Annotated in this window: 11 protein-coding genes and 2 pseudogenes; 9 read left to right on the forward strand and 4 right to left on the reverse strand. The window is 67.4% G+C overall.

Going from position 1 to position 13,076, the window contains the following annotated elements; genetic code table 11:
• Positions 1-11: 11 nt before the first annotated feature.
• On the forward strand, positions 12-1,367 hold the full coding sequence (locus LGN17_RS32635; RefSeq protein ID WP_226201078.1) for a sigma-54-dependent transcriptional regulator: 1,356 nt from the start codon (positions 12-14) through the stop codon (positions 1,365-1,367).
• 97 nt (positions 1,368-1,464) lie between these two features.
• Here the strand turns inward: LGN17_RS32635 and LGN17_RS32640 are convergent, their stop codons facing one another.
• Complete coding sequence (locus LGN17_RS32640) at positions 1,465-2,001, reverse strand: TlpA disulfide reductase family protein (protein ID WP_226201010.1); 537 nt, start codon at positions 1,999-2,001, stop codon at positions 1,465-1,467.
• Positions 2,002-2,162: 161 nt separating this feature from the next.
• On the opposite strand from LGN17_RS32640, the gene LGN17_RS32645 reads away from it, so the two are divergent.
• On the forward strand, positions 2,163-2,735 hold the full coding sequence (locus LGN17_RS32645; RefSeq protein ID WP_226201011.1) for a hypothetical protein: 573 nt from the start codon (positions 2,163-2,165) through the stop codon (positions 2,733-2,735).
• 333 nt (positions 2,736-3,068) lie between these two features.
• On the opposite strand, the pseudogene LGN17_RS32650 reads toward LGN17_RS32645, so the two are convergent.
• The 3 genes and pseudogenes from LGN17_RS32650 to LGN17_RS32655 all read right to left on the reverse strand — a co-directional run.
• Positions 3,069-4,214, reverse strand: a pseudogene (locus LGN17_RS32650) (YifB family Mg chelatase-like AAA ATPase); the annotation flags it as partial.
• Between the two features lie 83 nt (positions 4,215-4,297).
• A pseudogene (locus LGN17_RS36920) lies at positions 4,298-4,700 on the reverse strand (magnesium chelatase domain-containing protein); the annotation flags it as partial.
• Between the two features lie 290 nt (positions 4,701-4,990).
• Positions 4,991-5,242, reverse strand: a complete 252-nt coding sequence (locus LGN17_RS32655) for an accessory factor UbiK family protein (protein ID WP_006489451.1) — start codon at positions 5,240-5,242, stop codon at positions 4,991-4,993.
• A 355-nt stretch (positions 5,243-5,597) separates the two neighbouring features.
• Between LGN17_RS32655 and LGN17_RS32660 the strand changes: the two genes are divergently transcribed.
• The 7 genes from LGN17_RS32660 (at position 5,598) to ptsP (ending at position 13,024) form a co-directional block, all read left to right on the forward strand.
• The gene (locus LGN17_RS32660; RefSeq protein WP_027789049.1) at positions 5,598-5,936 is read left to right on the forward strand and encodes a P-II family nitrogen regulator; all 339 of its coding nucleotides are present in this window, start codon (positions 5,598-5,600) and stop codon (positions 5,934-5,936) included.
• A 37-nt stretch (positions 5,937-5,973) separates the two neighbouring features.
• Positions 5,974-7,488, forward strand: coding sequence for an ammonium transporter (locus tag LGN17_RS32665; protein WP_226201013.1), 1,515 nt, complete (start codon positions 5,974-5,976; stop codon positions 7,486-7,488).
• Positions 7,489-7,733: 245 nt separating this feature from the next.
• Positions 7,734-9,023, forward strand: coding sequence for a glutamate--cysteine ligase (gshA, locus tag LGN17_RS32670; protein WP_011353295.1), 1,290 nt, complete (start codon positions 7,734-7,736; stop codon positions 9,021-9,023).
• Positions 9,024-9,049: 26 nt separating this feature from the next.
• Positions 9,050-10,006: a glutathione synthase gene (gene gshB / locus LGN17_RS32675; protein WP_175951450.1), complete on the forward strand. Its 957-nt coding sequence runs from the start codon at positions 9,050-9,052 to the stop codon at positions 10,004-10,006.
• Between the two features lie 230 nt (positions 10,007-10,236).
• Positions 10,237-10,707, forward strand: coding sequence for a PTS sugar transporter subunit IIA (locus LGN17_RS32680; protein WP_226201014.1), 471 nt, complete (start codon positions 10,237-10,239; stop codon positions 10,705-10,707).
• Positions 10,708-10,780: 73 nt separating this feature from the next.
• The gene (locus LGN17_RS32685; protein WP_006477716.1) at positions 10,781-11,050 is read left to right on the forward strand and encodes an HPr family phosphocarrier protein; all 270 of its coding nucleotides are present in this window, start codon (positions 10,781-10,783) and stop codon (positions 11,048-11,050) included.
• 201 nt (positions 11,051-11,251) lie between these two features.
• A complete protein-coding gene (ptsP, locus tag LGN17_RS32690; protein ID WP_226201015.1) occupies positions 11,252-13,024 on the forward strand; it encodes a phosphoenolpyruvate--protein phosphotransferase in 1,773 nt (590 codons plus the stop codon).
• Positions 13,025-13,076: the final 52 nt, after the last annotated feature.

A 13,076-nucleotide genomic window follows, 5' to 3' on the forward strand; every position in this document is an offset into this window, starting at 1 on the left:
AAGTGAGTACGATGGCCAACCGGCTGCAAGTGATCTATATCGAAGACGACGCGCTCGTTCGCCGGGCAAGTGTGCAGAGCCTTCAGCTGGCGGGGTTCGACGTCGCCGGCTTCGAGTCGGCCGAAGCGGCCGAGAAGGCGATCGTCGCGGATACCGCCGGCGCGATCGTCAGCGACATCCGGCTGCCCGGCGCGAGCGGGCTCGACGTGCTCGCGCAGTGCCGCGAGCGCGTGCCCGACGTGCCCGTGATCCTCGTCACGGGGCACGGCGACATTTCGATGGCCGTGCAGGCCATGCGAGACGGCGCGTACGACTTCATCGAAAAACCGTTCGCGGCCGAGCGCCTGATCGAGACGGTGCGCCGCGCGCTCGAGCGCCGCGAGCTCGTGCTCGAGAACCACGCGCTGCGGCGCGAGCTGGCCGGGCAGAACGTCGTCGCGCCGCGCATCATCGGCCGCAGCCCCGCGATCGAGCAGGTGCGCAAGCTGATCGCGAACGTCGCGCCGACCGATGCGTCGGTGCTGATCAACGGCGACACCGGCGCCGGCAAGGAGTTGATCGCGCGCAGCCTGCACGAGCTGTCGCCGCGCCGCGACAAGCCGTTCATCGCGGTGAATTGCGGCGCGCTGCCCGAGCCGATGTTCGAGTCGGAGATGTTCGGCTACGAGCCCGGCGCGTTCACCGGCGCCGCGAAGCGCCGCGTCGGCAAGCTCGAATATGCGTCGGGCGGCACGCTGTTCCTCGACGAAATCGAAAGCATGCCGCTCGCGCTGCAGGTGAAGCTGCTGCGCGTGCTGCAGGACGGCGTGCTGGAGCGGCTCGGCTCGAACCAGCCGATCCGCGTGAACTGCCGCGTCGTCGCGGCAGCGAAGGGCGACATGGGCGAGCTCGTCGCGGCCGGCACGTTCCGGCGCGACCTGCTGTACCGCCTCAACGTCGTGACGATCGCGCTGCCGCCGCTTGCCGAGCGCCGCGAGGACATCGTGCCGCTGTTCGAGCACTTCATGCTCGATGCGGCCGTGCGTTACGCGCGGCCCGCGCCGGTGCTGACCGACCGGCAGCGCGCGAGCCTGATGCAGCGCGACTGGCCCGGCAACGTGCGCGAGCTGCGCAACGCGGCCGACCGCTTCGTGCTCGGCGTGGCCGACATGCCGCAGGAGACGGGCGTGGGCGGCGACGAAGCGGACAACGAGCAGACGCTGAAGGAGCGCATCGAGCAATTCGAGCGCGCGGTGATCGCCGAGGCGCTTAACCAGACGGGCGGCGCGGTCGCCGCGACGGCCGACCGGCTGCATGTCGGCAAGGCGACGCTGTACGAGAAGATGAAGCGCTACGGCCTGTCGGCGAAAGGCGAAACCGAGCGCTGAAAAGCCAACGGACCGCGGAACCGGGTTGCCCGGTCGTGCGGTCCGTCGTGCGGGGAAGGGCGCGGTGCGCGGCCCTTCGATCCGGATCGGGCGGCGCTCAGGCCGCGTTGCTGTCGAGTGCCTTCTTGAGCAGCGCGTCGAGTTCCGCGAACTGCGGTGTGCCGACGTAGCGCTTCAGGATCTTGCCGTCCTTGTCGACGACGAAGGTGGTCGGCGTGAGCTGCACGTTGCCGAACTGTTTCGCGACGCTGCCGTCGTCGAGCGCGACCTTGAACGGCAGCTGACGCGTCTGGGCGTAGTTCGCGACGTACATCGGCGGATCGTAGTTCATCGCGACCGCGACGAATTCCAGCCCCTGACCCTTGAAGCGGTTGTAGGTGTCGACCATCTGCGGCATTTCCTGCATGCAGGTTGCGCAGCTCGTCGCCCAGAAGTTCACGAGATAGACCTTGCCTTTCAGGTCGCCTGCAGTCGAAACCTTCTGGCCCGACAGCAGCGTGAACGTGGCGTCCGGCACGGTGGACTTGCCGTTGAACGCGAAGAAGCCGGCGACGGCGATCGCCGCGACGACGACGGCGGCGACGAGGTAGCGGACGGGGCCGGCGCTGCGCCGGACGGGAGGCGTGGTGTTCATCTGGTGCTCTCGGAGTCGGTCGATGACGCGGATCGATGCAAAGGACATCGAAATTCGGCGCCCATTTTAGCGCGAATGCGGCTTGCGCACCGGCGGCGGCCACGCATCCCGGATTTCAGGTTCGGCGGATAATGCCCGTTTTTTCCTGCCCGATCGACGCCATGCCGAAGGAAGTCACCGTTTCGTTGCGCCCCCTTTTTCGTCCGCTGCGACACTTCGCCGCGCTCGCGTGCGCGAGCGTCGCGCTGGCCGCGTGCTCGCCGTCGTACGACTGGCGCACGCTGCACAACGACGCCGGCTACACGATCGACCTGCCGGCGAAGCCGACCGTCGAGGAACAGCCGGTGGCGATCGACGGCGCGTCGATGCCGATGCGGATGCAGGCCGCGCACGTTGACGGCGCGGTGTTCGCGGTCGGCACGCTGACGCTGCCGGACGACCGAGACGACACGCGCCGCGCGGCGCTCGACTTCCTGCGCGCCGGGCTGTCCCGCAACCTCGAAGGCGCGCCGCAGACGGCTTCGGTGCCCGTGCCGCTCGCGGCCGGCGGCGCGGTAAATGGGCTCGAGCTGCGCATCGCGGGCGCGGCCGCCGGCGGCGATCGCACGCACAAGACGATCGTCGCGCGGCTCGCCGCGCGCGGCCGGCACGCGTACCAGGCCGTCGTGATTGCCGACGGGCCGCTTGCGCAGGAGCAGCTCGACCAGTTTTTCGGGTCGTTCAAACTCGATTGACGGTGGCCGGAGAGGGCGCTGGGACACTCTGTGACAACTGAAAGTTCATTCGCAGCTTTCGACGCTAGTCGCCGGATTTTGCGGGGTTTTTCCGGCTATCCACAGCGCATGTGGATAACTTTGTTGAAAAGTTGCCCGGATTTCCCGCCAAGCCGCGCGGGACGGCCTTCCGGCCCGTTTGGTCGCTCGCTCGCGATTTGAGAAAAATCAATCAAAACAACGAGATGCGGATTCCGTGCTGCAAAGGCTTCGCCGAACCCTGATCCGGGGCCGGATGCGTGGAATTGTGTATAAGTCAAGTCTTGACAGCCGGATTTTGTCCTCCGAGGGCGTTCAGAGTGCCGTCAGCGCGCGCCGGTAGCGGATGGCTTCGGCGATCTGCGCGGCCGTCGGCAGCGGGTCGCCGGCCAGGTCGGCGATCGTCCGCGCGACCTTCAGCACGCGGTAATACGCGCGCGCCGACCAGCCGAAGCGCTCGCCGGCCTCGCGCAGCAGGCGTTCGCCTTCGTCGGTCGGCCGGCACAGGTCGTCCGTCTCGCGGCCGCTCAGCATGTGATTCGTCTTGCCCTGCCGGTCGAGTTGCAGCGCACGCGCCCGCGCGACCCGCGCGGCCACCGCCGCACTCGGCTCGCCGGGTGCCGACGCGCGCGTCGCCAGCTCGGCCGGCGACAGCGCGGGCAGGTCGATCTGGATGTCGATGCGGTCGACGAGCGGCCCCGACAGCTTGCGCAGGTAGCGCGCGGCGACGTCCGGCGAGCAGCGGCAGCGTCCGGATGGATCGCCGTGCCAGCCGCATGGGCACGGATTCATCGCGGCGATCAACTGGCACGCAGCGGGAAAGTCGGCTTGCTGGGCCGCGCGTGAAATCGTGATGCGGCCGGCCTCCAGCGGCTCGCGCAGCATCTCGAGCACGTGCCGGTCGAATTCCGGGAGTTCGTCGAGGAACAGCACGCCGAGGTGCGCGAGCGTGATCTCGCCCGGTTGCGGCGGGTTGCGGCCGCCGACCAGCGCGGCGGCGCTCGACGAGTGATGCGGTGCGCGGAACGGCCGCCGGCGCCACTGCGCGGGCGAGAAGCCGAGGCGGCTCGCGGAGAGGAGCGCCGCCGACGTCAGTGCCTCGTCATCGGTCAGTGGCGGCAGGAGGCCCGGCAGCCGGGCGGCTAGCATCGACTTGCCCGCCCCCGGCGGCCCGATCATCAGCATGTGATGGCCGCCCGCCGCCGCGACTTCCAGCGCGCGGCGCGCGCCGCGCTGGCCGACCACGTCGGCGAGATCGGGGGCGGCCGGCATCGGCAGGCCGTCGAGGCACGGTGCCGCGACCGGGGCGAGCCGCCCGTCGGGCGCGCCGGTGAGGTGCGCGCACAGCGAGGGCAGGTCCGGCGCACCGAACACGGTGACGCCCGGCACGAGCGCAGCCTCGGCGGCACTGGCGAGCGGCAGGTACAGCTCGGGGGCGTTCGGCGTGGTGGCGGAGCCCGGCTCCGGGCTGGCTCCCCGGCCATCGTTGCCTGAACCGGAAAGCGAGCCGGAACCCAGACCGGAAGCCGCGCCACTTTCCGCGGACTGCCAATCCCGCGCCACGCCGCACGCCATCGCGAACGCGCCGCGCATCGGCCGCAGCGCGCCCGTCAGCGACAGTTCACCCGCGAATTCGCGGCCGGCCAGCGCGTCGGCCGGGATCTGGCCGTTCGCGGCGAGGATGCCGAGCGCGATCGGCAGGTCGAACCGCCCCGACTCCTTCGGCAGGTCGGCCGGCGCGAGGTTGACGGTGATGCGGCGCACGGGGAAGTCGAAGCCGCAGTTCTGTAGCGCGGCACGGACGCGCTCGCGGCTTTCGCGGACTTCGAGATCGGGCAGGCCGACGATCGAGAACGACGGCAACCCGTTGGCGAGATGGACTTCGACGGTGACGTCCGGCGCACGGCCGGAGGCGGGCGCGCGACTGCGCACCACGGCGAGCGACATGGCGAGGCTCCTTTAACAAGGCGGACGGACGACGGCCGTTCGAGGCCGCATGCCGCGGGAATCGGAGGAATCGGTGCGCGCTTGCCGGCGTGGCGCGGGGAAAGAACGAGGCACTGCGGAACGACGAACTGCGAAGAGCGATGAACAGCGAAGAGCAGGGGTGCTGCGGAGAACGACGGACGACGAAGAGCGATACGGTGACTTCAGTGCTTCAGTGCTTCAGTGCTTCGGGCGGCGGGCGCGAACCGCACGCGGCGGCTCGCGCCCGGACCTTGCGGCCGGGTCGGGCGTCAGGCTTGCGGCGCGGCGAGCTTCTGCTCGAGTTCCGCGACGCGTTTCTCGAGTTCCTCGAGGCGCACGCGGGTGCGGGCGAGCACTTGCGCCTGCGTGTCGAATTCCTCGCGCGTGACGAGATCGAGTTTCGAGAAGCCTTGCGACAGCATGGCCTTCACGTTGCGCTCGACGTCCTTGGCCGGCGAGTTTTTCAGCAGGTCGCTGACGCGCGACTGCAGATCGTTGAAAACGTCGCTGGGTTGCTTCATGTGATTCCCCTTCCTTGCACAAAAAATGTGCATCTTCAGTTGCGTACGTGCCCATGATGCACGCATGACCGGAAATGGTGCGCACTGAGCGCGAATTCCGGGCATGGCGCCCGCATGGGTGAATGGCCCGGCAATCCGGGACGTGCGTGCACTCTAGCAACGATCCTTTCGCCGCGCCAGCAAACCGGGCCACGTTGGCCATTCGGCCGGGCTTCCGCACCTTACATCACGTGATGCGCCCCCTTGATGAAGCCTTTTGAGACGGTGCTCGACCCGACATGGCATGCGAGTTGCTGAGAAGAGTCCGCTACAACATTCCAACCAATTCGACGGGACAACCCAGCGAGAGGACTTCATGAAACTCATTACCGCAATCATCAAGCCGTTCAAGCTCGATGAGACGCGCGAAGCGCTGTCGGCGCTTGGCGTCTCGGGCATCACGGTGACGGAGGTGAAAGGGTTCGGACGCCAGAAGGGGCACACCGAGTTGTACCGCGGCGCCGAATACGTGGTCGATTTCCTGCCGAAGATGAAGATCGAGGCGGCCGTGTCCGACGATCTCGTCGACCAGGCGGTCGAGGCGATCGAGCGGGCTGCGCGCACCGGCAAGATCGGCGACGGCAAGATCTTCGTCACGGCGATCGAACAGGTAATCCGGATTCGCACCGGGGAGACGGGCGCAGACGCGCTGTAACAGAACAGACAAGACAAGCGACAAGAGGAAACCCAAGATGCGCAAACTTCTGATGTCCCTGCTGATGGCCGGCTCGCTGATCGCGGCCGGCGTCGGCTCCGCGCTTGCCGACGACGCGGCGTCCGCCGCGGCTGCGTCCGCACCCGCCGCAATGGCTTCCGACGCCTCGGCTGCCGCCGCGCCGGCCGCTTCGACGCCGGCTGCCACCGACGCGTCCGCCACGGCCGCTGCCGCCGCACCGGCCTCGGGCGCCACCGACGCGTCGGCTGCCGCCGCCGCTTCGGCACCGGCCGCCCCCGCCGCGCCGACCGCGCCGTTCTCCGTCGATTCGTCGAAGATCAACTCGGGCGACACCGCGTGGATGCTGACCTCCACCGCGCTCGTGCTGTTCATGACGATCCCCGGCCTCGCGCTGTTCTACGCGGGCATGGTCCGCAAGAAGAACGTGCTCGCGACCGTGATGCAGAGCTTCGCGATCACCGCGCTGATCACGGTGCTGTGGACGGTGGTCGGCTACAGCCTCGCGTTCACGCCGGGCAACGGCTTCATCGGCGGCCTGTCGCGCGCGTTCCTGCACGGGATGAACTACATCCACGGCGACAAGGCGACGACGCTGACCGTCAGCCACCTCGCGCCGACGATCCCGGAATCGGTCTACTTCGTCTACCAGATGACGTTCGCGATCATCACGCCGGCCCTGATCTGCGGCGCGTTCGCCGACCGGATGAAGTTCTCGGCGATGCTCGTGTTCATGACGCTCTGGTCGCTGATCGTCTATGTGCCGATCGCGCACATGGTGTGGGAGCCGACCGGCTGGCTGTCGGCCGACGGCGTGCTCGACTTCGCGGGCGGCACGGTGGTGCACATCAACGCCGGTATCGCGGGCCTGATGTCGTGCCTGGTGCTCGGCAAGCGGGTCGGCTACGGCCGCGAATCGATGGCGCCGCACAACCTCGTGCTGACGATGATCGGCGGCTCGATGCTGTGGGTCGGCTGGTTCGGCTTCAACGCGGGTTCGGCGGTCGCGGCTGACGGCCGTGCCGGCTTCGCGATGCTGACGACGCAAGTCGCGACGGCCTGCGCGGCACTCGGCTGGATGTTTGCCGAATGGATCGCGAAGGGCAAGCCGTCGGTGCTCGGTATCGTGTCGGGTGCGGTCGCGGGTCTCGTCGCGATCACGCCGGCGGCCGGCTTCGTCGGTGTGGCGGGCGCACTCGTGATCGGCATCGCCGCCGGCGTCGTGTGCTTCTGGTCGGCGACGTGGCTCAAGTCGAAGCTCGGCTATGACGATTCGCTCGACGCGTTCGGCGTGCACGGCGTGGGCGGGATTCTCGGCGCACTGCTGACCGGCGTGTTCGCGGTCAAGGACATCGGCGGCGCCGACGGCAGCCTGCTGCTGCAGGCCAAGGGCGTGCTGATCACGCTGGTCTACAGCGGCGTGCTGAGCTTCGTGCTGCTGAAGCTGATCGACCTGACGATGGGCCTGCGCGTGTCGGAAGAAGAGGAGCGCGAAGGCCTCGACGTGATCCTGCACGGCGAGCACGTCGAATAAGTCACAAGGATGACCGGCGGGCCGCCGCGACGACGGCGCCTGCCATGAATGAGCGCAGCGACTTCGGCCCGCCCCACCCGGCGGGCTCTTTTTTCTCCTGTCATCCACTGCCGTCGCGCATGACCCTTCGCACTATCGGGTCAATAGCCGAAAACTTCCTTCAAACCCTTGCGAAGCCGGGAACAATCCCCAAATGGGCAGGGCAATTGCTCTACAATCTTCATTCTCCCGCTCGCGAGTGATTCATGGTTCCCCACCTCGTTACCGCGTTGAACGGTCCGCTGCTCGAACTCGAGCAGAAGATCCTCGACGCGACGCCTGCGATCGAACGCTGGTTCAGGCTCGAATGGCAGGAACATACCCCGCCGTTCTATTGTTCGGTGGACCTGCGCAATGCCGGCTTCAAGCTGGCGCCCGTCGACGCGAACCTGTTTCCCGGCGCGTTCAACAATCTGCCGTCCGAAGTGCTGCCGCTCGCCGTGCAGGCCGCGATGGCCGCAATCGAGAAGATCTGCCCGGACGCGAAGAACCTGCTCGTGATTCCCGAGCTGCCGACCCGCAACGCGTTCTACCTCGAAAACGTCGCACGTCTTGCGACGATCATGCGCCAGGCCGGCCTGAACGTGCGCTTCGGCTCGCTCGACCCGAGCATCACCGACATGACGCCGATCACGCTGGCCGATGGCCAGAAGATCGTGCTCGAACCGCTCGAGCGTTCGCAGCGCCGCCTCGGCCTGAAGAATTTCGACCCGTGCTCGATCCTGCTGAACAACGACTTGTCGGCCGGTATCCCGGCCGTGCTGGAAAACCTGCACGAGCAATACCTGCTGCCGCCGCTGCACGCGGGCTGGGCCGTGCGCCGCAAGTCGACGCACTTCTCGTGCTACGACGACGTCGCGAAGAAGTTCGCGAAGATGGTCGGCGTCGATCCGTGGATGGTGAATCCGTATTTCGCGCACGTGGAAGGTGTCGACTGGCAGGCGCATGAAGGCGAGCAGGCGCTCGCCGACGCGATCGACGGCGTGCTGAAGAAGATCGCGCGCAAGTACCGCGAATACGGGATCAGCGAGAAGCCGTACGTGGTCGTGAAGGCCGATGCGGGCACGGCGGGGCGCGGCGTGATGACCGTGCACGACGCGGCCGAGATCGGCCGCATGTCGAAGGCCGAGCGCGCGCAAATGGCCGAGTCGAAGGCCGGCCTCGCGGTGCGCGACGTGATCGTGCAGGAAGGTGTGTATACGTTCGAGCGCGTCGGCGACGAAGTCGCGGAGCCCGTCGTGTACATGATCGACCGCTACGTGGTCGGCGGCTTCTACCGCACGCACGCCGGCCGCGAACGCGACCAGAACCTGAACGCGCCCGGCATGCACTACGTACCGCTCGGCTTCGAGCACACGGCGCTGCCAGATGCGGGTGCGAAGCCGGGTGCCGCGCCGCCGAACCGTTTCTACATGTACGGTGTCGTCGCGCGGCTGTCGCTGATCGCGTCGTCGATCGAACTGGAAAAGACCGACCCCGAAGCCATCCAGGTGTAACGGACCTTCGCCAAGTACAGGACCTCATGGACATTCTCTTTATCGCCGACCCGCTCGAGCGCTTCAAGATCTACAAGGATTCGACCTACGCGATGATGGCCGAGGCGGCGCGGCGCGGGCATGCAGTCTATGCGTGTCAGCCGCATCAGCTCGCGTGGACGGGTTCGGGCGTCGAGGCGGACGTGCAGCGCGTGACGATCGTCGGCGACACGGCCGATCTGCACCGCCATCCGTGGTACGAGGCGGCCGCTCACGAATCTCGTGCGCTGACGTCGTTCGGTGCGGTGCTGATGCGCAAGGATCCGCCGTTCGACATGGAATACGTGACGGCCACGTGGATGCTCGAGCTCGCCGAGCGTGCGGGCGCGCACGTGTTCAACAAGCCGCAGTCGATCCGCGATCACTCGGAAAAGCTCGCGATCGGCGAGTTTCCGCAATTCGTCGCGCCGACGCTCGTCACGCGCGATGCGGCGCGCCTGCGTGCCTTCCACGCCGAGCATGGCGACGTGATCGTCAAGCCGCTCGACGGGATGGGCGGGATGGGCGTGTTCCGCGTGAAGGCCGACGGGATGAATCTCGGCGCGATCATCGAGATGCTCGGCCACGACGGCACGCGCTCGCTGATGATCCAGAAGTTCATTCCGGAGATCAAGGCGGGCGACAAGCGCATCCTGCTGATCGCGGGCGAGCCGGTGCCGTATTCGCTCGCCCGGATTCCGCAGGGCAGCGAGGTGCGCGGCAATCTCGCGGCGGGCGGGCTCGGTGTCGCGCAGCCGCTGACCGCGCGCGATCGCGAGATCGCCGAAACGCTCGGGCCCGTGCTCGCGGCACGCGGGCTGCTGCTGGTCGGCCTCGATGCGATCGGCGACTGGCTGACCGAGGTGAACGTCACGAGTCCGACGTGCTTCCGCGAGATCATGGAGCAGACGGGCTTCGACGTCGCCGCGATGTTCATCGACGCGCTGGAGCGTGCGGCCGCGTAGGCCGTCTCCCGCGCAACCCCGGCGGCGGCCGCGCAGGTCCCCCGTCGCCGGAGCGGTTCGACCGGCCTGCTACAATGCCCGCTTGCCCGGTGCCGCGATCGCGCACCAAAGGCCCGGCGGTCGGGCCGAAACTGTTGCAAGGCTGAACATGGAACGTTTCCCACACTCGCTACGCTCATTGCCCCGCCGCGGGGTGTCGGCCCGCCAGGGGCGGCCGGGAGCGATCTGACATGGCCGGGATCCTGATCATCGCGCACGCCCCGCTCGCCACCGCGCTGCGGGACTGTATCGCGCACATCTATGGCGGCGTGCCCGCCCGCATCGGCTGTATCGACGTGACGGCGGACAGCGATCCGGCCCAGGTGATGGCGTTCGCGCACGCGGAACTCGCACGGCTCAAGGAAGAGAACGGCGTGGTCGTGCTGACCGACATGTACGGCGCGACGCCTGCGAACATCGCGGGCCAGCTCGCCAAGATCGACAACGTGCGCGTGCTCGCGGGCGTGAACCTGCCGATGCTCGTGCGGGCCGTCTGCTACCGCACCGTGCCGCTCGACAAGCTGGTCGACAAGGCGCTGTCCGGCGGCGCGAAGGGCGTCCACGAGGTGTCGGCCGGTACGCCGCCGCCGCCGACCGAAACCGGCTGCGGCCAGTGCGCGCCGATTCCGCCCGAACCGCAGCCGCGCACCGAATCGCACTGATTTCCCGTTTTCCGTTTTAGACAGCCCCGCCGACGCGCCCCGCCGGCGGCCCCGACCGATCCGACCGAGAATCATGCTTCAACAAGAAACCACCATCGTCAACAAATTGGGGCTCCATGCGCGTGCATCGGCCAAGCTTACGCAACTGGCCGGCAACTTCCAGTCGGAAGTTTGGATGACACGCAACGGGCGCAAGATCAATGCGAAGAGCATCATGGGCGTGATGATGCTGGCGGCGGGTATCGGCAGCACCGTGACGATCGAGACCGAAGGGCCGGACGAGCGGGAAGCGATGGACGCGCTGCTGAAGCTGATCGCCGACAAGTTCGGCGAAGGCCAGTGACCGCCGCGCGGGATCGTTGCCGTTTCCAGTCAGAATGCCGCGGATTCCGCGGCATTTTTTTCGTCGGAAGCATTGATGCGGAATGCGCAATGCTGCGGTGCATGCAGTCAGCGGGGAGTCGCGGAATTTATAATCGCTAACCGGGGTCATAAGCGCATCGCAGCAGTGTGCCGCGGCTTTACTTGTACAGAGGAGGTGCGCGTGTCCTTCACGCTGCATGGCATTCCCGTCTCACGTGGTATCGCGATCGGACGAGCGTACCTGATCGCGCCGGCGGCGCTCGACGTCGCCCATTACCTGATCGACGCAAACCAGATCGATGCGGAGGTCGAGCGCTTCCGCACGGCGCTCGATGTCGTGCATCACGAACTCGAAGCGCTGCGCGCCGACCTGACCGACGACACCCCGAGCGAAGTCGGCGCATTCATCGACGTGCACACGATGATCCTGAGCGACGAGATGCTCGTGCAGGAAACCATCGACCTGATCCGCACGCGCCGCTACAACGTCGAGTGGGCGCTGACCGAGCAGCTCGAGCTGCTCACGCGCCACTTCGACGACATCGAGGACGAATACCTGCGCGAGCGCAAGGCCGACATCGAGCAGGTGGTCGAGCGCGTGCTGAAGGCGCTCGCCGGTGCGCCGTCCGCGTCGCAGGCACTGGACCGCGCGGCCAAGAACGGCACGAACGAGATGATCGTCGTCGCGCACGACATCGCGCCGGCCGACATGATGCAGTTCAAGTCGCAGTCGTTCCAGGCGTTCGTCACCGACCTCGGCGGGCGCACGTCGCACACGGCGATCGTCGCGCGCAGCCTCGGCATTCCGGCGGCGGTCGGCGTGCAGCATGCGAGCGCATTGATCCGCCAGGACGACCTGATCATCGTCGACGGCGACCAGGGCATCGTGATCGTCGATCCGGCGCCGATCGTCCTCGAGGAATATTCGTACCGGCAGTCCGAGAAGCTGCTGGAGCAACGCAAGCTGCAGCGTCTGAAGTTCTCGCCGACGCAAACGTTGTGCGGCACCAAGATCGATCTGTACGCGAACATCGAGCTGCCCGACGACGCGAAGGCGGCCGTCGAGGCCGGCGCGGTCGGCGTCGGGCTGTTCCGTTCCGAATTCCTGTTCATGCATCAGAAGGAGATGCCGGAAGAGGAGGAGCAGTTCGCCGCGTACAAGCGGGCCGTCGAGTGGATGAAGGGCATGCCGGTGACGATCCGCACGATCGACGTCGGCGCGGACAAGCCGCTCGAGGCGCTCGACGAAGGCTACGAGACGGCGCCGAACCCTGCGCTCGGCCTGCGTGCGATCCGCTGGAGCCTGTCAGAGCCGCAGATGTTCCTCACTCAGCTGCGCGCGATCCTGCGCGCGTCCGCGTTCGGCCAGGTGAAGATCCTGATCCCGATGCTCGCGCACGCGCAGGAGATCGATCAGACGCTCGACCTGATCCGCGAGGCGAAGCGCCAGCTCGACGACGCGGGGCTTGCATACGATCCGAATGTGCGGATCGGCGCGATGATCGAGATTCCGGCCGCGGCGATCGCGCTGCCGCTGTTCCTGAAGCGGTTCGATTTCCTGTCGATCGGCACGAACGACCTGATCCAGTACACGCTTGCGATCGACCGCGCGGACAACGCGGTCGCGCACCTGTACGACCCGCTGCATCCGGCCGTGCTGCACCTGATCTCCTATACGCTGCGCGAAGCGAAGCGCGCGGGCGTGTCGGTGTCGGTATGCGGGGAGATGGCCGGCGATCCGGCGCTCACGCGCCTGTTGCTCGGGATGGGGCTCACCGAGTTCTCGATGCACCCGAGCCAGTTGCTCGTCGTGAAGCAGGAGATCCTGCGTGCGCACCTGAAGGCGCTCGAAAAGCCGACGGCCGACGTGCTCGCCGCGTTCGAGCCCGAGGAAGTACAGGCCGCGTTGCAGCGCCTGTCAGTCGCGGAGCCGCGTGCGGACGCGGCTGCTTGACGCACTGGCGTCGCCGCTCAAACCTTGGCGAAGTGTCACCACGCATGCGCCG

The organism is Burkholderia sp. AU30280, assembly GCF_020420125.1.
Lineage (GTDB): Bacteria > Pseudomonadota > Gammaproteobacteria > Burkholderiales > Burkholderiaceae > Burkholderia.